Origin of the sequence: Rhizobium sp. WCS2018Hpa-16, assembly GCF_031843705.1 — a bacterium.
Lineage (GTDB): Bacteria > Pseudomonadota > Alphaproteobacteria > Rhizobiales > Rhizobiaceae > Agrobacterium > Agrobacterium tumefaciens_C.
Genome location: NZ_JAVTIX010000002.1, coordinates 418,968 through 443,573 on the forward strand (window position 1 = coordinate 418,968; position 24,606 = coordinate 443,573).

The following is a 24,606-nucleotide window of genomic DNA, read 5'->3' on the forward strand; positions in this document are numbered from 1 at the left end:
CCTCTCGACCCAAATCTTTGGAATGGGTGTTCATTGATAACATCTCAAATTTCGAATGTGCAGATATGTGCTGCGAAAAACGAACAGTTTCACCATGTTAAACTTTATGCCAAGGCGCGAGCCAATTCTCATTGTCCCGGAACTGGCTTATGCTTGGCGCTGAGGATGGTGGGGAGAACAGCCAGTGCTTCCGGGGTGGATCATATTCGTATCGGCGTTCGCCTATATTCTGCTGCTCTTTGCAGTGGCAAGCTATGGTGACCGCAAGAGCCGTCAGAAACCCGTCTCCAACAAGGGCAGGCCGGTTGTCTATGCGCTAAGCCTTGCCATCTATTGCACATCCTGGACCTATTTCGGCGGTGTCGGTCTGGCATCGGAGCGAGGGCTGGAATTCCTCGGCATCTATACCGGCCCCATCCTCGCCTTCACGCTGGGCATGCCCATTCTGCGTCGGATTGTGGAGCTGGCGAAAGCCGAAAAACTGACCTCGGTCGCAGACTTCATTGCCGCCCGATACGGCAAGAACCCGGCAGTGGCCACGCTGGTGTCGGTCATCGCGCTGGTGGGCGCCATTCCCTACATCGCCCTTCAGCTCAAATCCGTTTCCAATTCGGTGGCCGCCATGGTGGACCCGACCGCTTACGGCATTGGAAGCGGCAACCTCTATTTTCTGGATCTCCCGCTTCTGGTCACGGTCATCATGGCCGGTTTCGCCGTCATGTTCGGCACCCGCCACACGGATGCGACCGAGCATCAGGATGGGCTCATTCTCGCCATCTCCATGGAATCGGTGGTCAAGCTCGTGGCCATCTGTACGGCGGGCGTCTATGTGGTGTTTTTCCTGTTCGATGGCCCGGCGCAGCTATGGCGACTGGCATCTGAGAATACGCAGGTCATGCAGGCCATGTCCTACCAGACGCCGATCAGTCGCTGGATCGTGCTGACGCTGCTGTCTGCCTTCGCCATCATTCTTCTGCCGCGCCAGTTTCACGTCACCGTGGTTGAAAACCGCACGCCGAACGAGCTGCGCACGGCGAAGTTCCTGTTTCCGCTCTACCTCATCGCCATCAATATCTTCGTGCTGCCTATCGCCATTGCCGGGCTTTTGACGCTTGGCAGCAATGGCAATGCCGACCTCTATGTGCTGCAATTGCCGCTGGTCAACCAGATGCCGGTCGTGTCTCTCATTACCTTCATCGGCGGGTTTTCGGCAGCCACGGCCATGGTCATCGTCGCTTCGGTGGCGCTGTCCATCATGGTGTCGAACGATATCGTCATGCCGATTTTCCTGCGACAGAAACTGCTGAACCGCACCGCGCACCGCGATGATTTTGCCCGGACGCTTCTCAACATCCGCCGCACCGCCATCTTCGCGGTTCTGTTTCTGGGCTATGCCTATTACCGGGCGGCAGATAGCGCGTCTGGCCTTGCCTCCATCGGCCTGTTGGCCTTTGCCGCCATCGCACAAATGGCACCATCACTTCTGGGCGGGCTTGTCTGGCGGCGGGCCAATGCGCGTGGCGCTATTGCGGGCCTAAGTTCCGGCTTTATCGTCTGGGCCTATCTGCTGTTTCTTCCAAGCCTTGGCGGACCGGATAATTCTCAAGTGGCTGCAACGGTTCTAAGCTTCCTGTTTCCCGGCGCTGTTGTCTTCAGCGGGCCGGGGGCGGACCCGCTCGTCAATGCCGTGACCTTGAGCCTGCTGGTCAATTGTGTGGCCTTTGTGCTGGGTTCGCTATCGCGCAACCCAAGACCGGCCGAGCGCATCCAATCCGGCATTTTCGTGAAGCGGCACTCCAAATCGCAATTCGCGACACGCGGCTGGAAAACACGGGTGAGTGTCGGTGATCTGAAGGCGGCCGTAGGGCGCTATCTCGGCGAGGAGCGGATGCTGCGCTCGCTGGCAGCCTATGAGAAAACCGCTGGTCGCAAGCTGGAGGACGATCAACCCGCCGATATGGCGCTTGTGCACTTTTCCGAGCAATTGCTGGGCAGTGCCATCGGTTCCTCTTCGGCAAGGCTGGTGCTGTCGCTCATCCTGCAAAAGACGGAGGATACCAGTGCCGACACCGTGTGGCTGCTGGATCAGGCCAGTGAGGCGCTGCAATACAATCAGGACATGCTGCAGACAGCGCTTGCGCAGATGGATCAGGGCATTGCGGTCTTCGATAGCTCCCAGCAACTGACGATCTGGAACCGGCGCTTCCGCACCCTGCTGGATTTGCCGGAGCAGTTCGGACGGGTCGGCCTGCCTCTTTCCGACATTGTCGGCATGCTGGAAGAGCGCGGTGATATTGCGCCCGGCCAGCAGCGCCAGACTATCGAGCTGTTTTTGAGAATGGATATGCCGTTTTCGCTGGTGCTGGCGGGTGGGGCGCGCATCATCGAGGTTCGCTCCAATGCCATGCCGGACAAGGGCATCGTCGCAACCTTCACGGATATTACCCAGCGCGTGGCAAGCGATCAGGCGTTGAAGCAGGCCAATGAAACGCTGGAGCAGCGGGTGGAACAGCGCACCGGGGAACTGACCCGCGTGAACCATGAATTGGCCGAAGCGCGGGCGGCGGCTGATGAGGCCAATGTGGGCAAGACCCGCTTTTTCGCCGCCGCCGGTCACGATATTCTCCAGCCGCTGAATGCGGCACGGCTCTATTCTTCGGCGCTGGTGGAGCGTGTCGGGGAAACCGAAAATGGCGCGCTCGCGCTCAACATCGATTCGGCACTGGAATCGGTTGAGACCATTCTGGGTGCCGTGCTGGATATTTCCCGCCTCGACACAGGCTCCATGAAGCCGCGCATGGCATCTGTGCCGCTCAATGATCTGTTCAAGCGCATCGAGACGGATTTCGCGCCCATGGCCCGCGAGAGAAACCTTGAACTCATCGTCATGCCCACATCGCTGACCGTGAAATCCGACATCAACCTGCTGCGGCGTCTCGTGCAGAACCTCGTCTCAAACGCCATCAAATACACCCTCTCCGGCAAGGTCATTGTCGGTGTGCGCCGCCGGGGCAAGGAGGCGGTCATTCAGGTGGTCGATTCCGGCATCGGCATTCCCACATCCAAGTTTCGCACCATTTTCAAGGAGTTTGCGCGGCTGGATGAGGGGGCAAAGACGGCGGCGGGACTGGGGCTTGGCCTGTCCATTGTTGACCGTCTCTCGCGCATTCTGCATCACCCGGTCCATCTGTCTTCGGTGCAGGGCAGGGGCACGTCTTTTCGGGTACACCTGCCGCGTGAGATGACGCAGGGGCGCGCCGCTCGATTGGTGGACCGTGATGCACCAACGCCTATCGCGCAACAGCTGCACGGCTTTCGCGTGCTGTGCATCGACAATGAGCCGAAGATACTGGAAGGCATGCGCTTGCTAATGTCTGGCTGGGGCTGCGAGGTCAGCCAGGCGGGCTCCTTTGCCGAGATTGGTCAATGGACCGATATAGAAGCTCGTGCTCCCGATCTCGTTATTGCCGATTATCATCTGGATGATGGAAACGGCATCGATGCGGTTCTTCGTCTGCGGCAGGTCTACGCCAAGGACATTCCGGCGCTTCTGATCACCGCCGACCGCACACTGGAAGTGCGCGCACAGGCCGAGAAGGAAGGCATTGCGGTGCAGCACAAACCGGTGCGGCCAGCCGCGCTGCGAGCCTACATCAACCAGGTTTTCAGCGTCACCCGGGCAGCCGCAGAGTGAGAAATGCAAACGGGCCGCCTGAGATTCAGACGGCCCGCATATGGTTTGGATAAACGCTGTGGCTGCGTTAGGCAGCGCGGTTGTAGCGACCCTGCTGCTGGGCTGGCTCGCCGATCTGGAAGCGTTCGACAAGACCGAGCAGAGCCTCGACTTCTTCAGACAGCATCTGCGTTGCGGCGCTCGATTCTTCCGCCATGGCCGCGTTCTGCTGGGTCATCTGGTCCATCTGGTTGACGGAGCCGTTGACCTCATGCAGCGCCGATGACTGGTCGGCGGTGGCTGTTGCGATGGTTTCGACGTGCTTGCTGACGACCACGATCTGCTGGCTGATATCGGACAGAACCTGTCCGGCTTCCTGCACCAGAAGCGCGCCGGTACCGACCTCGTTGGTGGACTGGTTGATGAGAGTCTTGATTTCGCGTGCAGCATCTGCCGAACGCTGTGCAAGCTCACGCACTTCCTGCGCCACGACCGCAAAGCCCTTGCCCGCGTCACCGGCACGTGCGGCTTCAATACCGGCATTCAAGGCCAGAAGGTTGGTCTGGAAAGCGATTTCATCGATGACTTCGATGATCTGTTCGATCTTCTTGGACGCATCTTCGATACGGCCCATCGCGTCGATGGCGTTCTTGACCACCGTGCCGGAACTATCGGCGCTTTTCTGAGTGATGCGAACTGCCTGGTTGGCTTCACGGGCGCGTTCCGCCGAAGACTTCACGGTGACGGTGATCTCTTCAACGGCGGCGGCGGTTTCTTCCAGAGACGCAGCCTGGGATTCCGTGCGGCGTGACAGGTCGTTGGAGGACTCGCGCATTTCAATGCCATTGTTCTGAATGACCAGCGTTCTATCGCGGATCTGTGCCAGAACATCCTTCAGATTGGCAAGCGAGCTGTTGAAGTCTGTGCGCAGCTGCTCCAGACGGCCAGAGAACGGCGTGTCGATGGTCCGGGTCAGATCGCCCTGCGACAGGCGGGCAAGGCCACCAGCCAGCTGGTTGACGGCATAATCGATCTGGCGGTCCGTCTCGCGCTTTTCGGCGTCGTTTCGGCTGCGCTCAGCCTCGGCCTCGGCACGTTCTTCGGCGCTGCGTCCTTCGATCAGAAGTTTTTCATGGGCGTTCTCACGGAAGACTTCCAGCGCACGGGCAATATTGCCGAACTCGTTGCCGCTTTGCGCATAGGGAATGGTCGTATCCAGCTTGCCCTGCGACAGGGACTTGACCGCGTTGGTGAGGATGCCGAGCGGGCGAAGCGTGCGATTGATGAGGAAATATCCCAGAAAGCCGAAGACCAGCATGACGCCGCCGCCGCACAGCAGAACAATATCGCGAACACCATCCATATGGGCCTGATAAACCGTCATCGGTACGCCAACGAAGAGAATGCCGACGGCGGCACCTGTCTTAGACAGAACCGGAACATAACCCGTCATATAGTCCGTGCCGAACAGAGTGGCTTGGCCGAAATAGGCCTGGCCCTTCGTGATGCTTGCGTAGGCGGGGTGAGTGAGTGCCAGCTTGGTGCCCATCGCCCGCTCGCCCTTCTCGTTTTTCAGGTTGGTCGAGATACGCACGAAGTCTGACCCCTCAGCCTGGAACACGGTGGCGACACCACCATTTGCCATGCCCGTGCGGTCCACGAGATCGAAATCCCGCATTGTGCCGATGCTCGGTCTGCTGATGGATTTCAAATCGCCATTTTCCATGGCGAGCTGCACACCGCCGATCTTCAACTCATAGAGCATGGCCATGTTTCTGATGGCACGCTGCGTATCGATCCGGGCGCTCTGCATCACGTCGTCCTTCAACCTGATATAGGTTGTGGTTCCAACGGCGAGGATGCCCATGAAGATGAGTGCAATCGTCATACAGACGATCTGCACCACTATGGATTTTGGAAGAAAGCGCGCCATAAAATACCCCGAAACAAACTGAATTCCGCCATGATGCGGGAAAACCGTTAAAATTCAGGGAATATCCGCGCGTGTAACATCACGATAACATTCGACAATCATCCGAAAGTTGATGAACGTCAAATATTGGAATTCATTGCCTTATTTCAGAAATAAAGCAATTGCCGATGGAAAAATGCGTCTGGCAGCTTTTCAAATTTTGAAAAAACTTCGCGTTTCTTGATTTTATTTGATCAGAGGCTTTGCCGGGTCACCGGGTTCTGTTCGGCACGGTCACGGTAAAGGGCGGCGCGGCCCAGCAGCATCAGCGAGACCGGCGTTGTGATGGTCATAAACAAGCCGATGAAGATTTCGTGGAACACAGGCCGCTGGCCCGAGACCGAGAAATAGATGACCGAGGCCATGACGATGCCGCCCGTGCCCCAGCTCGTTCCAAGGGTGGGCGCATGCAGACGCTCATAAAAGCTTTGCAGCCGCGCAAAGCCAATGGTGCCGATGAGCGCCAGCGAGGACCCCAGAAGAACGAAGAAAGCGACGAGGATGGCGGCCCAGAGCGGGAATTCGGCGGCATTGCTCATTCGATCACCTCGCCGCGCATCATGAATTTGGACAGCGCCACGGTGGACACGAAACCGAGGATGGCAATGAGCAAGGCGGCGGCGAAATAGACGTCGTTGCCGGTGCGAAGCCCGAAGACGAGGACCAGCAGCATGGCGTTGACGTAAAGCGTATCCACCCCCAGCACCCGGTCCTGCGCGCGCGGGCCAATGGCAATGCGATAGACGGAAATCGCCATGGCGATGGCCAGAAACAGCTGGGCAATGAAAAATGACCAGAAAAGGATAACCGAACTCATTCGAATATCTCCATCAGTAATGTCTCATATCGGCTTTTGATGAGGTTCTGCCAATGGGCCTCGCTGACCTCATCCAGAACGTGGATGAGCAATGTTCCCTGCGATGAATTATACTCCAGCCATGCGCTTCCCGGTGTCGCCGTCAGCACGATGGCCAGCACCGCAAGGCCCATGGGATCGCGCAGTTCCAGGGGTATGGTGATGAAGCCTGCATTGGTGCGGCGTCTGCGGTTCAGGATGATGATGACCGCGACGGAGACGTTGGAGCGGATGATGTCATAGAGCACGATGCCAACGAGCTTGATCAGCAGGTGCCAGTTGCGGATGCGCGGCTTTGGCGGGCGCAGCGACGCCATGGCCCAGGAGGCAATCAGCGCCACCCCTGTTCCCAAAAGCAGATGGCCGGGTGAAAAGGCGTTGATCGTCATCCAGAAAACGATCAGCGACAGGGTGAGCAAGGGATAGGGCAAAAAGCGCGAGATCATGGTGCGACCTCCGTGCCTGGAGCGGCTCTGGGTGCGGTCATCACGCCCTGAATGTAGCTTTGCGGAAGCCCGCTGATGCGTGCGGTTTCCTGCATGTAACGCATGACCGGACCGGCGGCGACCGTCATGGCAAGGGTCATGCCCAGAAGCATCAGCACGGGCGCGATTTCGATGACGAGAATGCGTGGCACCGTTCCTTCCAGCGAACCCCAGAAGGTGCGGATGCCCGCGCGCGTCATGGAAATGAGCGAGGCAAGGCCCGAAAAGACGATGAGGAAGACCAGCCACCAGGACAGGGTCGAGATCGTATCATTCGCGCCAAGCCCCGACGGGTTGAGAATGGCCGACAGCATCGAGAATTTGGCGATGAAGCCCGAGAGCGGCGGCAGACCGGCAAGAAGAATGCCACAGGCTGCAAAGCAGGTGCCGAGAACGGCCATCGTGCCGGGCATGGTGACGCCAACCTCATCTTCCGGCTCGTCGTCCTCGCCGTCGCCATAGGCTTCCATGGTCACGGCCAGAACGTTGGCACCGGCGTCCTGTCCGCGCTCGACCAGTTCGATCAGCAGGAAGAAGGCGCTGATGGTGAGCGTCGAGGAGACGAGGTAGTAGAGCGCACCGGCGGCAACTGTGGGGTTGCCGGTGCCCATGGCGGCCAGAAGCGTGCCGGATGAGACCAGCACGGAAAAGCCCGCAAGCCGCCCCAGCGCCTGCGAGGCCAGCACGCCGATGGTGCCGAAGACGATGGTGGCGATGCCACCGACGAGAAGCGCATCATGGCCAAAGCCTGCGGACGCGCCAGCGGTTTCCCCGAACAGAAGGAAGGAGAGGCGCGCAATGACGTAAATGCCGACCTTGCTCATAATGGCAAAGAGAGCCGCGACCGGTGCCGATGCTGCGGTATAGGCGGAAGGTAGCCAGAAGTTGAGCGGCCACATGCCTGCCTTCACCAGAAACGCAATGCCAAGCACAGCCGAGCCGGTTTCCAGCAGCATGCGCTGATCAGGGTTGAGACCGGCGATGCGCTGTGCCAGATCACCCATGTTGAGCGTGCCCGTGACCCCATAGATCAGGCTGACGCCGATGAGGAAGAACAGGGCAGCGACAAGGTTGATGGCGATGTAATGCAGCCCTGCCTTCACGCGCAACTGCCCGGAGCCGTGCAAAAGCAGACCATAGGACGCGGCCAGCATGACTTCGAAAAAGACGAAGAGGTTGAAGAGGTCGCCGGTCAGAAACGCGCCATTCACGCCCATCAGCATCAGATGGAACAGCGAATGGAAATGCGATCCGGCCCGATGCCATTTCGCCAGCGAATAGACGAGCGAGGGTATGGCCAGAAGCGACACCAGCAACACCATGAGCCCTGACAGGCGATCTGCCACCAGAACGATGCCGAAGGGAGCTGGCCAGTTGCCGAGCAGATAAACGCCGGTGGAGATGACGGCGGCAACTTCCGTGTTGATGGTGGAGTTGACCTCAAGAAACAGTGCGACGGCAACGCCCAACGAAACCAGGGTGCCGATGACGCTGAGAATGGCCTTGGTGGTGCGCTTGCGCTCATCGATGAACAGCAGCAGGGCACCAATAATCAACGGCACCAGAATGGGTGCGATGACAATATGGACGGGGAAGGCGTTCATTTCGTTTCCCTCCCGTCGACATGGTCAGTGCCGGTCAGGCCGCGTGCGGCAAGCAGCACGACGAGGAAGAGGGCGGTCGTCGCAAAGCCGATGACGATGGCGGTCAGCACCAGAGCCTGCGGCACGGGGTCCGTCAGGGTCGAGGTGATGACGCCGTCCAGCAGCAGGGGTGGTGCGTTGGTCTTGATGCCGCCGACGCCGAAAATGAACAGATTGACGGCGTAGGACAGAAGCGACAGCCCGACAATGACCTGATAGGTGCGCGGGCGCAGGATGAGCCACACGCCCGATCCCGTCATGACACCGATACCGATGGCGAGAATGAGTTCCATTTACGCGTCCTCCGCTTTTGCGGCGTCGGGCATACGTACCTTGTAATTACGCAGCGATTGGTGCGCCAATGCTATGAGTATGAGAACGGTGGCGCCGACAACGAGGGCAAAGACGCCAAGGTCGAAGAGAAGCGCCGTCGCCGTTGGCATTTTTCCGATATAGGGCAGGTCCGTATACTGGAAATACGAGGTGAGGAACGGGTGCCCGAAGAACCACGATCCCATGCCGGTTGACGCCGCTAGCAACAGGCCAAAGCCCATCCACCGCAACGGCAGAATGCGGATGCGGTCTTCCGCCCAGCGCGTGCCGCCCGCCAGATATTGCAGCAGGAAGGCGATGGCCATTGTGATGCCAGCCGAGAACCCGCCGCCGGGCAGATCATGGCCGCGAATGAACAGGAAGAACGAGAAGGTGACGATGACCGGGAACATCCATTGCATGATGATGGAGGGCACCAGAAGATAATCGCGGACCGTATCGCCCTTGCTACGATCCGGATTGTCCGCATCAAACGCGTTCTGAATGCGCTGCTGTTCGGGCAGGCCAATGCTTTCATGGGCAGGGCGGAAACGGCGAAGAAGCGCAAACACGGTGAGGCCGACAATGGCCAGAACCGCAATTTCTCCCATCGTGTCGAAGCCGCGGAAGTCCACGAGAATGACGTTGACGACATTGGTGCCGCCGCCCTGTGTATAGGCATTTTCCAGGAAGTAGTTGGCGATGGTGTTGGGCACGGGCAAGGTCATGACCGCAAAGGCAATGACGCTCATGCCGATGCCGCAGAATACGGCCAGCATGAAATCCCGTCCGCGACGAAGCTGTGCGGGAAGTTCGCTGTTATTGTCCACCTTGACTTCGCGCTTGGGAAGCCAGCGCAGGCCAAGGAGAATGAGAACCATGGTGACGATCTCGACCAGCAACTGCGTGATGGCCAGATCCGGTGCCGACAGCCACACGAAGGTGAGGCAGGTGACGAGGCCCGAGACGCCGAGCATGACCAGTGCGGCAAGCCGGTGATACTTGGCCTGCCAGGCGGCACCCATGGCCGCAATCATGCCGATGCCCCACAAGATGGCGAAGATAGGGTCGAATGTCGTGACGCTGGGGAGCGTCAGCGTAAACTGCGACGAGGCCACGGGCGAGAAGCCCGCAATCAATGCGACCAGTATCAGCATGCGCAATTGCGGCTGCAAACGCCGGGTGCCAAGCGTGCTTTCCAGCCAGCGGGCCCATTTCCAGGATACGGTGACGATGATGCGCTCGAATATGCGCTGTCCGCGCAGGTGACGAAACACCGGAGGGCCGTCTTCACACCGGGCGAAATAGCCGCCGAGCGCTGCATAGATCGCCACACCGCCGATGAGCGCGACAAGGCTCATCATTAGAGGCAGGTTGAAGCCGTGCCAGATCGAAAGGCTGTAGGCAGGTGTTTGCGGACCAAGCACCGAGAGAACGGCGGAATGCAGGAACGGGCCGATGGACAAGCTTGGTACGATGCCGACGATGAGGCAGGCAACGACCAGCAATTCGATGGGGAAGCGCATCCAGCGCGGCGGCTCATGCGGCTTGGGATTTGGGATATCGTGCGGTGCCGGGCCGAAAAACACGGTGTGGATGAAGCGCAGCGAATAGGCCACCGCAAAGGCACCCGACAGCGTCGCGACATAGGGAAGGGCCTTGTCCAGCAACGAATCTGCATGGGTTTCAACGGATTCCGCGAAGAACATTTCCTTGGACAGGAAGCCGTTGAACAGGGGAACACCGGCCATGGCCGCACTGGCCGCCATGGCAAGCGTGGCAGTGGCGGGCATGAAGCGATAAAGCCCGCTCAAGCGCCGCATATCGCGGGTGCCGGTCTCGTGGTCGATGATGCCAGCCGCCATAAACAGCGACGCCTTGAAGGTGGCGTGGTTCATCATGTGGAAAATAGCCGCAACCGCTGCAAGCGGGCTTCCAAGGCTCAATAGTGTGGTGATCAGGCCGAGGTGACTGATGGTAGAATAGGCCAGCAGACCCTTTAGATCCTGCTGGAACATGGCGAAATAAGCGCCGAGCAGCAATGTGGTAATACCGGCAAAACCCAGTAGCCAGAACCATTCCTGCGTGCCCGCCAGAACTGGCCATAGGCGCACCAGAAGGAAAACGCCCGCCTTCACCATGGTGGCGGAATGCAGATAGGCCGAGACCGGCGTGGGCGCGGCCATCGCATTGGGAAGCCAGAAGTGGAACGGGAACTGCGCGCTCTTTGTCAGGGCACCGATGAGAATGAGAACGAGTGCTGGAACATAGAGCGCATGGGCGCGGATTTCCGAACCTTTTGCCAGAATATCATCCAGATCATAGCTGCCCGCCATATGGCCGAGGATCAGAAAGCCCGCGAGAAGGCAGAAGCCGCCAATGCCGGTCACGGTCAGCGCCATGCGCGCACCATCGCGTGCCGTGGCGTTCTGGTGCCAATAGCCGATCAGCAGGAAGGAGAAGATACTGGTCAATTCCCAGAAGATGGAGAGAAGAATGACATTGCCAGACAGTACAATGCCCAGCATGGAGCCCATGAAGGACAGAAAGAACGCAAAGAAGCGCGGAATAGGGTCTTCCGCCGACATGTAATAGCGCGCGTAAAGCACCACCAGAAAGCCGATGCCGGTAATGAGGATGATGAACATCCAGGCAAACGCATCCAGCCTCAACGTGAAGTTGAGGCCAAGCTGGGGAAGCCATTCCACATCATACTTGATGACCGCTCCGCCCTTGACGCTGGCATATAGAAAAATCGCGGAGACGAGGCCAAACAGCGCAATGCTGCCAGCGACGGCGGCAGGTGCGCGCACCGCCCCGTATCGCGGCATCATCGTGGTGATGATGCTGCCGATGAAGGGCAGGGCAATCAGAATGGGAAGGAGGATTTCAAGGCTCATACAGGCTGGCAATTTCTCTGGCGTTGCGGTTGGCGGTGCATATGCCCGTCAGCTTCGCCAATCCCGAACGAAGGGGAAAATCGGCAGCGACGGCTAGGAAACCGTTTCCGGTGGCCCGCGAGGCGAAGCGGCTCCAAGAAGATGAAAGCCCGGTATTTTCGCGTACGGGTTATCAAAGCCGATCTGCATCGGGGCTTGCGCGTCAACCGTTCTCTGCACCGGCAGATGATGAAGGACAAAGCCGTGATCTGCCAATGTCAGGCAATGATCGACAATCTCCGTGCAACCCTTGGTTTCCGCGGCCGTGGCCGAGGCGATGTCCTGCGGGGGAAGTTGCGAACGCTCGAGACGGTTCGGTTTGAGAACAGGCGCGCCGTTGGCAGCAGCCTGAAGCCCCATGAAGACGAGCATGCCCGCAACAAAAAGATCGATCAGCCGATTTGAGGGACGAGAGGCGCAAAGGCGGTTCCCCATCGATGGCAAATCGTATCTCCTCCGTCGTCGTCAGCGTTTCGTTAAAACATCACCATGGAAGCGAATATCGTGTGTTTTCGTTTTAGGGGAACGGTGTTGCCGTTGTCCAGCGCGCTACGGGAAAAATAAGAAATCTTTTCCAATATTAACGATTCCAGCACAAACTACTGCTGTGCTAACGTAACGACAGGTAAATGATTCAGCTAATTTTAGCAACTTTGAGTCATATTGGGTTTTCTTAACGTTCAATCAACGAATTAACCATAAAGATTGGACGTATTTTACGGCGGAACGAGGATCGACACAGATCTTCTTCCAGGCATGACGCCGCCCTGCCGTACCGGGTCGATCCGGTATTCAGTTGATTGCAGAAGGCTCAGCGCGTCGGTGCGACCCATTCATGGTGCGCACACTCGTAAATTATCCGTCCTGGATAATTATCCCCCCGGATACTGGGATTCTCAATCGGTCATTGGCCGGTGTGATCCGGCGTAGCTTTTTGGGGACGTCGCTTGGGGCAGGAATTGCCAACAGATCAAACGAGAAAGGCCACGGGCAGCAGCCTGGGCGGCCGTCTGCGTTTTGCCGGTCTGGACCAGGACCAGTGCGATCTGCTGCGCCGCTACCGCATTATGCTCGAACCCCATGTCAAGGCAGGCCTGCGCGACCTGATGGTTCGCTTCCAGTCCATGCCCGACTGTTCCCCATCCTTTGAAAGCGAAAACCAGCTCGACAGGCTGCATGATCTTCAGACGGCGCATTGGAGCGTGCTGACAGATGCAAGGTTCGATGCTGTCTATGCAGAGCGCGTCAAGGTTCTGTCCGATACCGAAAGCCGCATGGGTCTTGACCCGCGCTGGCATGTGGCCGGACACGCCGTTGTTCTTGAAAACCTTTTGGGCGGATTGATTTCGCAGCACGCGCCGCGCTCCATCCTGCCTGGCAACAGTAAACGCCACCGTGAATTGGCCGAGGCCGTAAAGGCTGTTGTGCGCCTTGTGATGGTAGATACGGAGATCGCGGTTTCCCTTCGCTTCAACGAATTGCGCCTTCGCCATACCCAGGAACTGGCCAAGCAGCGCGAAACAGATCAGGCTGATGCCAAGCGCCTTCTGGGTGATGCCTTGAACGCATTCGCCGCTGGCGATCTGACGGCACGCATTACCGGCGATATTCCAGACGCCTATCGCGAACTGGCAGACGCCTTCAACGGCGCTCTGGAAAAGATCGAGGCTTCCCTTGCTGCCGCACAGGCAGGTGTGCGTGATGCGCAGACCGCGACCGAGCGCATGGCAGGCGAGGGCCGGACAATGGCTTCGCAGTCCTCCGAGCAGGCCCAGAGATTTAACGGTGCATCCGACACGCTTGGAACCGTTATCAACGACGTTCGCACCAGCAGCGAGCGCATTCAGGCTGCAGAAGCTGCGATGAAGCAGGCTCGCACCGCCGCAACCGAAAGCGGCACAGCCGTTGGCGAGGCCATCAGCGCCATGGCCGGTATCGAGCATTCTGCCGAACAGATCGGTAAAATCATCGGTTCCATCGATGAGATCGCCTTCCAGACCAACCTTCTGGCCCTCAACGCAGGTATCGAAGCAGCCCGCGCTGGCGACAGCGGGCGCGGTTTTGCCGTGGTAGCGCAGGAAGTGCGTGCGCTTGCACAGCGTTCTGCCGATGCGGCGCGGGAAATCAAAAACCTCGTCAACGGCACCAAGACCCAGGTGGTCGAGGGTGTTCGCATGGTCAACCGCACACAGGAAGCCATTGGCGGCGTCGTTCGTCAGGTTTCCGGCGTCAGCGATATGATCGGCGATGTGGCACGCCGCACCGGCGAAAATGTCAGCAGCTTGCAGGGCGTTGCTGTGGAACTCGGTTCCATCGGCGCAGAAACGGACCGTTCCGCCAACCGCCTGACAGGGGCAGCGCAGGACGCCGACGACCTGCACACCGTTATTCTCGAGCTGGGCCGGACCGTGCGGGAATTCCGCATTGCCCGACAGGCCGATGCGGCAGCAGAGCCGGTTTCGAGACGCTATCAGCAGACCGTGGCGACCATGCGCGAAGAGCTCGTGGACTATGGCTACGAGCATCAACAATTCAGACGCCAAGGAGTGATTTGATGGCAGGCAGGAAAGCAGCGCAGTCGACATTGAAATTGTCACCGGTGCTGGACCTCAATCAGGCATCCGTCTTGCACGGAAAACTGATGGAGATGAGGGGTGCCCCGCTTGCGGTGGATGCCTCCGAGGTCGAGCGCGTGGGCGTACAATGCGCCCAGGTCTTAATGGCCGGTGTCAAGGCCTGGGAGACTGACGGCAAGGCATTCACATTTTCAAAAGCATCGGACGCATTTGAGAAAACCCTTAAACTGATCGGCGTGGACATCGATCACATCCTCCCGAAGGAGAAGCAGAAATGAAGAAGAAAGTTCTGACGGTCGACGATTCCAGAACGATCCGGAATATGCTCCTGTTGACACTGAACAATGCCGGTTTTGAAACGATCCAGGCAGAAGACGGTATCGAAGGACTTGAAGTTCTTGAAGGTTGTCATCCTGACGTTATCGTCACCGATATCAACATGCCCCGTCTCGATGGCTTCGGCTTTATCGAGGGCGTTCGTCGCAACGAAAAATACCGCGCAATTCCCATCCTCGTGCTCACCACTGAAAGTGATGCCGAGAAGAAGAACCGCGCCCGCCAGGCAGGCGCTACCGGCTGGATCGTCAAGCCGTTCGACCCTGCAAAGCTGATCGATGCCATTGAACGCGTAACTGCTTGATACGGGACCACATACGATGGATATGAACGAAATCAAAGAAATCTTCTTCCAGGAGTGCGAGGAGCAACTCGCAGAGCTGGAATCAGGTCTTCTGAAATTAAATGACGGCGACCGCGACCCGGAAACCGTGAATGCTGTGTTTCGTGCCGTTCATTCCATCAAGGGTGGTGCGGGCGCGTTCGGTCTGGAAGATCTCGTGGCATTTGCCCACGTTTTCGAAACGACACTGGACTGCGTTCGCTCGAACAAGCTCGAACCGAACCAGGACGTCCTGAAAGTCATGCTGAAATCGGCTGACGTTCTGGCCGATCTGACCAACGCCGCCCGTGATGGCAGCGGCGTGGAAGACAGCCGAACGCGCGGTCTCGTCAAGGAACTGGAAGCATTGGCCAATGGCGAAATGCCATCCGGCGGATCCTCCTCGGAACCGGCAGCGCCAAAAGCTGCAGCACCCAAGGCAGCAGCACCGGCACCGGCAGCCGCCGCAGCGCCTGCGCCAACCGATGACAGCGGTTTCCAGCCCGTGGCCTTCTCCTTCGGCGAGTTCGAGGACGATGTGACCCCGATGATGGAAACGCCATCGTTCAACGTCGTGTTCAAGCCACAGACATCGCTTTACACCAAGGGCAACGAAGCCGCCCTCTTGCTTCGCGACCTCTCCCGCATAGGCGAGATGAGCATCAACTGCGACATGGGGGCCCTGCCTGCGCTCGAAAACATCGAGCCTGAGACCGCCTACTTCCAGTGGAAGATCACCATCAAGACGGACAAGGGTGCCGCTGGCATTCGCACCGTGTTTGAATTCGCCGAGTGGGATTGCGATCTGGAAATCACGGAAATCGTGGCGGAAACACCGCCCGAAGAAGAACTTCCGATGATCCCTGTTCCCTTCGATCTGTCGGTTCTCGACGATACGGTGGACGAGCCTGCTGTGCAGTCGGCTGACGCCGAGGAAACAGTGGCTGCAAAAACGGTCTCAACAGCCGTTGCCGCAACCGAAGTGACACGCACCGTTTCCGCCGCTGCCGAAAAGAAGGAAGCACCAGCTGCCGCAGCCGCTGCAGCCAATGCCGCCAACGCAAGCGCTGGCCAGACGATCCGCGTCGATCTGGACCGCGTCGACCGCCTCATCAACCTGGTGGGCGAGCTCGTCATCAACCAGGCGATGTTGTCGCAGAGCGTCATCGAAAACGACACGACCGGCACATCTGCCGTCAATATGGGCCTGGACGAACTTCAGCAGCTGACACGCGAAATCCAGGACAGCGTTATGGCTATCCGTGCGCAGCCGGTGAAGCCGGTCTTCCAGCGCATGTCGCGTATCGTGCGTGAAGTCGCCGATATGATCGGCAAGCAGATCCGCCTGATCACCGAGGGTGAAAACACCGAAGTGGACAAGACGGTCATCGACAAGCTGGCCGAGCCTTTGACGCACATGATCCGTAATGCCGTCGACCACGGCATTGAGACACCTGAAAAGCGCGAAGCTGCTGGCAAGAACCCGGAAGGCACCGTCAAGCTGACGGCGAAGCACCGTTCGGGCCGCATTCTCATCGAATTGTCCGATGACGGCGCGGGTATCAACCGCGAGCGCGTTCGCCAGAAGGCCATCGACAACGATCTGATCGCTGCCGACAGCAACCTGACGGATGAGGAAATCGACAACCTGATCTTCGCACCTGGCTTCTCCACCGCCGACAAGATTTCCGACATTTCGGGTCGTGGCGTGGGCATGGACGTGGTCAAGCGTTCGATCCAGGCACTCGGCGGTCGTATCAGCATCACGTCGCGTCCGGGCCTTGGCTCTACATTCACCATGAGCTTGCCGCTGACGCTGGCCGTCCTCGACGGCATGGTGGTGACGGTGGCCGGTCAGACGCTCGTCGTGCCTTTGACGGCGATTGTCGAAACCCTGCAGCCGGAAGCCGTAAACATTCACTCCTTCGGCTCCAACCAGCGCCTGATTTCGATCCGCAACTCGTTCTGCCCGCTGGTGGACGTCGGTCGCATTCTCAACTTCCGCAACACCCAGGCAAACCCGGTCGACGGCGTAGCCCTTCTGGTGGAATCGGAAGGTGGCGGCCAGCGTGCCTTGATGGTCGACGCCATCCAGGGTCAGCGCCAGGTCGTTATCAAGTCGCTCGAAGCCAACTACACCCATGTTCCTGGCATTGCTGCCGCAACCATCCTCGGTGATGGCCGCGTCGCTCTCATTCTGGATGTGGATGCGGTCGTCGGTGCGTCTCGTGGCCAGTCGCTCAAGCAAGAGATGTCTCTTGCGGTAGCCGGTTGAAAGTAGTGATGAATGACAGCGCTCAAGTTTAACGATACACGCCTATCCCCGGATGAAGTGCTCGCCAGCGGAGAATATCCGCTGACGCGCCGCGACCTCTCCGAAATAGCCGCGATGATCTATGCCGATGCCGGCATTTATCTGAACGACACCAAGGCGTCGCTCGTTTACTCGCGATTGTCCAAGCACATCCGAAACCTGGGTATTTCCGGGTTCCCGGAATACTGCGCGCTCGTATCGTCCGAACAGGGCGCCCATGCCCGTCGCGAGATGCTGTCGCATCTAACGACGAACTTCACGCGGTTCTTCCGTGAAAACCACCATTTCGAAAATCTTCGGGATGAGGTTTTGCCGGGGCTCATCAACAGGGCAAAAGCGGGCGGCCGTGTGCGCATCTGGTCTGCCGCCTGCTCCGATGGGCAGGAGCCGTACTCGATTGCACTGACGGTTCTGGGCCTCTTTCCCAACGCCGCAGACTATGATTTCCGTATTCTCGCAACGGATATTGACCCGAAGATCCTGGCGCAGGCCAGAGCTGGCATCTATGATGACAACGCACTGGAAACCGTGACGCCTGCCATGCGCAAGCAATGGTTCCAGGACGTCGACGTCGGTGGCCGTCGCAAGCACCAGATCAGCGACAAGGTCAAGAAGTTGATCACCTTCAACGAGCTGAACCTCATGACGCAATGGCCCTTCAAGGGCGGTTTCGACGTGATCTTCTGCCGCAACGTGGTGATCTATTTCGACGAGCCGACACAGGTGAAAATCTGGGCGCGCTTTGCCGGTCTTCTGCCGGAAGGTGGACATCTGTATATCGGCCACTCCGAGCGTGTCTCGGGCGATCCGAAGGCGCTGTTCGACAATACCGGCATCACGACCTACCGCTACATCGGCAAATCCGGCGGGAGGAAAGCATGAGCGTACCCGCCAGAGTTCTTGTGGTCGACGACTCCGCGACAATGCGCGGCCTGATTTCGGCTGTGCTGAAAGCTGACCCCGACGTTCACGTCGTCGGCCAGGCCAGCAACGCCATGGAAGCGCGTGCCGCGATCAAGGAACTCAACCCTGACGTCCTGACGCTGGATATCGAGATGCCGGAAATGGACGGTCTCGAATTCCTGGAAAAGATCATGCGGCTTCGGCCCATGCCCGTCATTATGGTCTCGACGCTGACGCAGCGCGGCGCGGGCGCATCGCTGGCGGCGCTTGAGATCGGTGCTTTCGATTGTGTGAGCAAGCCAGCGCCTGGCGAAAGCAGGCCATTCAGCGATCTGGCCGAAAAGGTCAAGGCAGCTGCACGCTCGCAGCACCAGAGTTATCGCAATCTGACCGTCGAAAAGCCGGTGATTGCAACACCCATGGCCGTCAGCGACTATCGCGGTGGCCGCAAGATCGTCGCTATCGGTTCATCGACCGGTGGTGTGGAGGCCCTGATTACTGTCTTGCAGAAATTCCCGGCCAACTGCCCGCCCACGGTGATTACACAACACATGCCATCGACCTTTACGAAGAGTTTCGCAGAGCGTCTGAACCGGCTGTGCGCGCCGGCGGTGGAAGAAGCAACGGATGGAGCACGCCTCCAGACCGGTAAAATATATCTTGCGCCGGGCGGTGAACGACATTTGCAGGTCGTTAATCATTCCGCGCCAACTTGCAGGCTTTTGGACAAGGAACCTGTTAATGGCCACCGACCGTCCGTGGATGTTCTCTTCGATTCCGTTGCAGAACTGGCAGGACGAAATGCCGTTGGTGTCATCCTGACAGGGATGGGACGCGACGGAGCCGCAGGACTTTTGAAAATGCGCCATGCCGGTGCTCGCACCATTGGCCAGAACGAAAAAACCTGCGTGGTCTATGGCATGCCGAGGGTCGCTTACGAACTCGGCGCTGTCGAACAACAATTTCCGCTGAACGCAATCGGCGAAGAAATTCTGAAACTTACCGCTGCCCGAAAAGAAGGTTCCGACTAATGTCTCTTGCAGAAAAAATCAAAGTTCTGATCGTGGATGATCAGGTTACCAGCCGCCTGTTGCTCAGTGATGCACTGACGCAACTCGGCTTCAAGCAGATCACCTCCGCTGGCGATGGCGAGCAGGGAATGAAGATCATGGAGCAGCAGCCCCATCATCTCGTCATTTCCGACTTCAACATGCCGAAGATGGATGGACTTGGTTTCTTGCAGGCGGTTCGCACGAACCCAACCACCAAGAAAGCAGCCTTCATCATTCTGACGGCGCAGGGTGACCGAGCATTGGTGCAGAAGGCCGCCCAGCTGGGTGCCAACAACGTTCTCGCCAAGCCATTTTCCATCGACAAGATGAAAGCGGCTATCGAAGCCGTATTTGGATCCTTAAAATGATTGAAACTGCAGCCAAGCGCGTACACATTATCCAGGGCGAATACAAAATCGCTAGCGATCCCGATGTGGTCCTGACGACCATTCTCGGCTCGTGCGTGGCTGCATGTCTAAGAGACCCTGTTGCGGGCGTCGGCGGCATGAACCATTTCCTGTTGCCGGGGACAGGGGGCGCTGGGGGTGGAGATGCAACCCGTTACGGGGTGCATCTCATGGAGTTGCTGATCAACGGCTTGCTCAAAAAAGGAGCGCGCCGTGATCGCCTTGAGGCAAAGATTTTTGGCGGTGCAAAAACCATTGCCACGTTCTCAAATGTCGGTGAGCAAAACGCTGCCTTTGCGGTTCAGTTTTTAAGGGATGAAGGCATTCGTCTTCTCGGTCAGTCGACCGGAGGAGATTCAGGCCGAAAGATCGAGTTTTGGCCGGTCTCGGGTCGTGCGCGTCAAATACCGCTCAGCGGTGCCGAAGCGCAGTCGACGGTTGCTCTGGAAAGAAAACCAGTGGTGGCTCCAAAGCCAGTGGCAGACGATATCGAATTTTTCTGAGGCGACAAAGCACAGGCAGATCGCCGCGTCGTTTCTTCATTTTGTTTCAGCATTGGACCGGCAACATATTTGCGGTCCGACGCCCTGATCACGGAGCTATTAATGCAGATCGCCGACTATGCCCAGCTTCCCATGTTCGAAGAGGCACTTCCCGAAGTCCTGATGCGGGTGGTTTCCGAGCTTCACGATGTTGCCTATCTGATCGAGCGCATCGAGCCAGAATTGCTCGAAGCGACAGATGGCGCGATGACGATTGAAGGCATGCGGCTTATGCAGGGTATTGACCTTGCGGTTCAAAAGACACGTGGCCTTGCCGAATTTATCGATACAATCACAGGTTCCATTCCGCTCGAATGGGCGGTTGATGTTTCTACCGCGCTCAGCCTGGTGAAGCTTGCCGAAATGCAGAAGGCGCTGGGTGCGGGCATGCGTCATGGGCATTCCCAGCCGCTCGACAAGGCATCCGGCGACTGCGACCTGTTCTAGAACCACCCGTTCATTCAACCGGGAAAGGGTCTGATGCAGTACCCTACCGGCACAGCGTGCCGGTCAAAACCTGTGTGTCCGCCTGACAATTGGCGGATCATTTCTATATTTATCTAATATTACCTTCCACGATCCGCACATCTGCACCGCTTTTCCATGTAAAGCGTCGCGCAAGCTTATAAGTATTAACCTGACCCCCGATTATAACAAAGAGTGGCATGTCGTCCTGCGCCATGCCAACGCCGGGGTTTTGATATATGAACAGTGCCGTAGACGCCTTAGCTTCCAACTCGCTTTTGACACAATTGCTCGAGTTGGCGAGAACTCAACGTCTTGCCTTGCCGGATGTGATCGCCTTTGCTGAAAAATTCATCGCCGAAGGCTACAAAGCCGAAGCGGTCGAGCTGTACAAGACATGGCTAGCCTTTAACGCGACGCAGCCCAATCTGCAGATGGTCTATTTCAACTATTCCGTTCTGCTGCGCAGCATGAACGATACAGCTGGAGCGATCAATGCGATGGACGCTGCATTGCGGATCGATCCGCTTTTTGGCCCTGCGCACATCAACCTGGGTCGCGCCTTCGAAGACTCCGGCACGGTTCCCCTGGCGATCCGCCAATGGCAGAGCTTTGTTGACGCAACAGCTGAAATTACCCCTGACCGCGTAACCTACCGGCTGATGGCGCTGCAAAACATCGGACGGGTCATGGAAAATGCCGGTTTGCTGGAAGAGGCCGAGACCGTGTTGTGGCAGGCCATGGAACTGCGGCCTGAAAAGACAGAGACCGGCCAGCACCTGAGCGCGATCCGCCAGCGGCAGTGCAAATGGCCCATTATCACCCCATCCAGCCACGTGACCCGTCGCCAGATGATCGATGCCCTGTCGCCCCTGACGCTGGGCTGCTTCTCCGACGATCCGATGTTCCAGCTGGCGCGCGCCTATACCTACAACAAGTCGCTCGTAGGACGTCTGGACGTGAAGAATTTTCCGCGCCCAAGCGTCAAGCAAAAGTCCGGCACAGGCCAGCGCCTGCGCGTCGGTTACGTGTCCTCAGATCTTCGTGACCACGCGGTCGGCTTCGCGCTTCGTGAAGTGCTTGAACTGCACGACAAGAGCAATGTGGAAATCCACGCCTATTACTGCGGTGATCCGGTTTCGAATGACCCGACCCAGATGCGCATGAAGGCAGCTGTCGATGCCTGGCATGATATCGGTGCGCTGTCCGACGAGCAGGCGGCACGCCAGATTGCCAGCGATGAAATCGATATTCTGATCGACGTGAACGGCTACACGAAACACGCCCGGATGAAGATCTTCGCCTATCGTCCGGCGCCTGTCATCGTCAACTTCTGTGGCTATCCCGGCTCAATCGGCAGCCCTTTCCATCAATATATGATTGCCGACAACGAGATCGTGCCGCCGTCCAGCGAGATCTACTATTCGGAAAAGGTCCTGCGCGTCACTTGCAACCAGCCGATCGACCGCAAGCGGACAATTGCCGAAAAGCCAACCCGGCAAGCAGCCGGTCTGCCGGAAGATGCCTTCGTGTTCGCCTGCTTCAACGGTATGCAGAAGATCACACCCGACACGTTCGAGCGCTGGAAGGTCATTCTGGCTGCAACACCCGGCAGCATCCTTTGGCTGTTGAGCGGCAACGACAAGGCTGACCAACGGCTGCGCGAAAAGTTCGTGGAAGCGGGTATCGAATCCGAGCGCATCATCTTTGCGCCCAAGGCTGGAAATGCCGAGCATCTCGCCCGCATTGCCGTGGCTGACCTCTTCCTCGACACGTTCCCCTATGGCGCGCATTCAACGGCAGCGGACTCGCTGACGGTTGGTCTTCCGGTCCTGACGTTCCCTGGAAAGAGCTTTGCCGCGCGCTTCTGCGCAAGCGTTGTTGCTGCGACCGGTGTGCCTGAACTGATCTGCAATGGCCCTAACGATTATGTGGCCAAGGCAATCGCCTATGCCAACACGCCTGCATTGCTGAAATTTGTCCGGGACAAGCTTCAGGCCAACCGCGAGACGAGTGCACTGCGCGATATTCCAGCTCTTGCGCGGCGCCTGGAGGAATTGTTCTGGCAGATGCAGGCGGAAGCCGAGCGCGGAGAAACGCCGGTTCCCGATTTTACCAATATGGGTGTCTATTACGAAATCGGCACTGATCTGGTGACGGAAAACTTGGAATATGTCGATGAACAGGCATACCGCGCGCGCTACCTGGAAAGACTGCGCGAATGGCACCACTATTCCGCCATACCGACCGACAAGCGGTTGTGGACGGCTGAAGCCTCGGCTACGGCTTGAGACCTGAACGGTCGGGAGCGATTCCCGACCGGTTCCCGTTCGTATTGGTATCATGCGTGGCACCATGGCGCGTAAGCAACAGGCGCGGCGCTCCGTCACATCACAAAAGGCAGACCCAGTGGCACAGTCCAAGAAGATTGCAATTGTTGGCGCCGGTCTTTCCGGCGCGGTTATCGGCCGCGAGCTTGCGAAGGCAGGCCATGAGGTCGACATTTTCGACAGGCGCGACCACATTGCTGGAAACTGCCACACGGAACGCGACGCCGAAACCGGTGTGATGGTGCATGTTTACGGCCCGCATATCTTTCACACCGACGATGCAGAGGTGTGGGAATACGTCAACACGTTCCAGACCTTCATGCCCTACAAGAACCGGGTGAAAACGACGAGCAAGGGGCAGGTGTTTTCCCTGCCGGTCAATCTGCACACGATCAACCAGTTCTTTGGCAAGACCTTCCGCCCTGATGAGGCCAAGGCATTTATCGAAGATCAGGCCGACAAGACCATCGAGGACCCGCAGACCTTTGAAGAGCAGGCGCTGCGCTTCGTTGGCCGTGACCTCTACGAGGCTTTCTTTCAGGGCTACACCCAGAAGCAGTGGGGTTGCTCGCCCACCGCCTTGCCTGCCTCCATCCTGAAAAGGCTGCCGGTGCGGTTCAACTATGATGACGATTATTTCTTCCACAAGTATCAGGGCATGCCGGAAACGGGCTACACGCCGATGGTGGAGCGCATTCTCGATCAGCCCGGCATTCGCATGCATCTGAGCAGCGATTTCGGTCGCGCTGATACAAGCCGTTATGATCACACCTTCTATTCCGGCTCGCTGGATGGCTATTTCGACTACGCCAATGGCAGGCTTGGTTATCGCACGCTCGACTTCGAACGCTTTACCTATGCGGGAGACTATCAGGGCTGCGCGGTGATGAACTACGGCGAGGTTTCCGTCCCATTTACCCGCATTACCGAGCACAAGCATTTTTCCCCTTGGGAAAAGCACGACAGCTCCGTCTGCTACCGCGAGTTTTCCCGCGAATGCGGCCCGGATGATGTTCCTTATTATCCCATCCGGCTTGTCGAGGAAAAAGAGCAGCTTGCGCAATATGTATCGCTGGCAAAGGAAGAGAAGGACGTGACCTTCGTGGGAAGGCTCGGCACCTACCGGTATCTGGATATGGATGTCACGATCCGCGAGGCGCTCGACACCGCCCGCCTTTTCCTCTCGCTGTCCCAGACGCAAGACGAGATGCCATCTTTCCTCAATCCGCCGCTCTGATCCAGCCGGTTCGCCTCATCAAACGCCCTCTCTCCCTCACGCGGGAGTGGGGGCGTTTTACGTCTCTGGCGATGAAAATGCGTCATTTTCTTTTCAAAAGACTGAAAGCCTCGCGCAAGCAACGAAAGCTAGGGTTGTCGATGTCGAATGCCGTTTCGCGTCCTTTCAGGATGGCGGCACGTGCGGGGTTTCCCGCTGCGCACTTCGTCCTCGATATTTGAACTCGCGATCAAGGCTTGCAC

General features: G+C 58.1%; 20 protein-coding genes. 12 read left to right on the forward strand and 8 right to left on the reverse strand.

Features of this window, described 5'->3' with window-relative positions; translation table 11 throughout:
• The first annotated feature begins 184 nt into the window (after positions 1-184).
• The gene (locus RQI55_RS08165; RefSeq protein ID WP_243256670.1) at positions 185-3,694 is read left to right on the forward strand and encodes a NahK/ErcS family hybrid sensor histidine kinase/response regulator; all 3,510 of its coding nucleotides are present in this window, start codon (positions 185-187) and stop codon (positions 3,692-3,694) included.
• A 67-nt stretch (positions 3,695-3,761) separates the two neighbouring features.
• On the opposite strand, the gene RQI55_RS08170 is transcribed toward RQI55_RS08165, so the two are convergent.
• From RQI55_RS08170 to RQI55_RS08205, 8 genes are all read right to left on the reverse strand, one after another.
• Positions 3,762-5,606: a methyl-accepting chemotaxis protein gene (locus RQI55_RS08170; protein ID WP_311272460.1), complete on the reverse strand. Its 1,845-nt coding sequence runs from the start codon at positions 5,604-5,606 to the stop codon at positions 3,762-3,764.
• 233 nt (positions 5,607-5,839) lie between these two features.
• Entirely contained in the window at positions 5,840-6,184 is a 345-nt protein-coding gene (gene mnhG / locus RQI55_RS08175; protein WP_243256668.1) for a monovalent cation/H(+) antiporter subunit G, read from the reverse strand.
• Entirely contained in the window at positions 6,181-6,462 is a 282-nt protein-coding gene (locus tag RQI55_RS08180; RefSeq protein ID WP_243256667.1) for a K+/H+ antiporter subunit F, read from the reverse strand. Before RQI55_RS08180 ends, mnhG begins: the two co-directional genes overlap by 4 nt.
• Positions 6,459-6,947, reverse strand: a complete 489-nt coding sequence (locus RQI55_RS08185; RefSeq protein ID WP_243256666.1) for a Na+/H+ antiporter subunit E — start codon at positions 6,945-6,947, stop codon at positions 6,459-6,461. The genes RQI55_RS08180 and RQI55_RS08185 overlap by 4 nt, the downstream gene beginning before the upstream one ends.
• Complete coding sequence (locus RQI55_RS08190; RefSeq protein ID WP_243256665.1) at positions 6,944-8,590, reverse strand: monovalent cation/H+ antiporter subunit D; 1,647 nt, start codon at positions 8,588-8,590, stop codon at positions 6,944-6,946. The genes RQI55_RS08185 and RQI55_RS08190 overlap by 4 nt, the downstream gene beginning before the upstream one ends.
• Positions 8,587-8,922: a Na+/H+ antiporter subunit C gene (locus RQI55_RS08195; protein ID WP_042618000.1), complete on the reverse strand. Its 336-nt coding sequence runs from the start codon at positions 8,920-8,922 to the stop codon at positions 8,587-8,589. Before RQI55_RS08195 ends, RQI55_RS08190 begins: the two co-directional genes overlap by 4 nt.
• Entirely contained in the window at positions 8,923-11,841 is a 2,919-nt protein-coding gene (locus tag RQI55_RS08200) for a monovalent cation/H+ antiporter subunit A (protein WP_042618001.1), read from the reverse strand. It abuts the gene before it with no gap.
• Between the two features lie 93 nt (positions 11,842-11,934).
• A complete protein-coding gene (locus RQI55_RS08205; RefSeq protein WP_243256664.1) occupies positions 11,935-12,324 on the reverse strand; it encodes a hypothetical protein in 390 nt (129 codons plus the stop codon).
• A 515-nt stretch (positions 12,325-12,839) separates the two neighbouring features.
• Between RQI55_RS08205 and RQI55_RS08210 the strand changes: the two genes are divergently transcribed.
• From RQI55_RS08210 to glf, 11 genes are all read left to right on the forward strand, one after another.
• Entirely contained in the window at positions 12,840-14,435 is a 1,596-nt protein-coding gene (locus RQI55_RS08210; RefSeq protein WP_311272461.1) for a methyl-accepting chemotaxis protein, read from the forward strand.
• Positions 14,435-14,734, forward strand: coding sequence for an STAS domain-containing protein (locus RQI55_RS08215; RefSeq protein ID WP_042618004.1), 300 nt, complete (start codon positions 14,435-14,437; stop codon positions 14,732-14,734). Before RQI55_RS08210 ends, RQI55_RS08215 begins: the two co-directional genes overlap by 1 nt.
• On the forward strand, positions 14,731-15,096 hold the full coding sequence (cheY1, locus tag RQI55_RS08220) for a chemotaxis response regulator CheY1 (RefSeq protein WP_042618005.1): 366 nt from the start codon (positions 14,731-14,733) through the stop codon (positions 15,094-15,096). Before RQI55_RS08215 ends, cheY1 begins: the two co-directional genes overlap by 4 nt.
• 16 nt (positions 15,097-15,112) lie before the next feature.
• The gene (locus tag RQI55_RS08225) at positions 15,113-17,389 is read left to right on the forward strand and encodes a chemotaxis protein CheA (RefSeq protein ID WP_243256662.1); all 2,277 of its coding nucleotides are present in this window, start codon (positions 15,113-15,115) and stop codon (positions 17,387-17,389) included.
• Between the two features lie 12 nt (positions 17,390-17,401).
• Complete coding sequence (gene cheR / locus RQI55_RS08230; RefSeq protein WP_042618007.1) at positions 17,402-18,310, forward strand: protein-glutamate O-methyltransferase CheR; 909 nt, start codon at positions 17,402-17,404, stop codon at positions 18,308-18,310.
• Positions 18,307-19,362, forward strand: a complete 1,056-nt coding sequence (gene cheB / locus RQI55_RS08235) for a protein-glutamate O-methylesterase CheB (protein ID WP_042618008.1) — start codon at positions 18,307-18,309, stop codon at positions 19,360-19,362. Before cheR ends, cheB begins: the two co-directional genes overlap by 4 nt.
• Complete coding sequence (cheY2, locus tag RQI55_RS08240; protein WP_042618009.1) at positions 19,362-19,751, forward strand: chemotaxis response regulator CheY2; 390 nt, start codon at positions 19,362-19,364, stop codon at positions 19,749-19,751. Before cheB ends, cheY2 begins: the two co-directional genes overlap by 1 nt.
• Positions 19,748-20,293 (forward strand): chemoreceptor glutamine deamidase CheD, encoded by a 546-nt coding sequence (cheD, locus tag RQI55_RS08245; RefSeq protein WP_042618010.1) that lies wholly within the window; start codon positions 19,748-19,750, stop codon positions 20,291-20,293. Before cheY2 ends, cheD begins: the two co-directional genes overlap by 4 nt.
• A gap of 102 nt (positions 20,294-20,395) precedes the next feature.
• A complete protein-coding gene (locus RQI55_RS08250) occupies positions 20,396-20,779 on the forward strand; it encodes a hypothetical protein (protein ID WP_042618011.1) in 384 nt (127 codons plus the stop codon).
• A 257-nt stretch (positions 20,780-21,036) separates the two neighbouring features.
• A complete protein-coding gene (locus tag RQI55_RS08255; RefSeq protein WP_243256661.1) occupies positions 21,037-23,088 on the forward strand; it encodes a glycosyl transferase in 2,052 nt (683 codons plus the stop codon).
• A 118-nt stretch (positions 23,089-23,206) separates the two neighbouring features.
• Positions 23,207-24,364, forward strand: coding sequence for a UDP-galactopyranose mutase (glf, locus tag RQI55_RS08260; RefSeq protein ID WP_311272561.1), 1,158 nt, complete (start codon positions 23,207-23,209; stop codon positions 24,362-24,364).
• Positions 24,365-24,606: the final 242 nt, after the last annotated feature.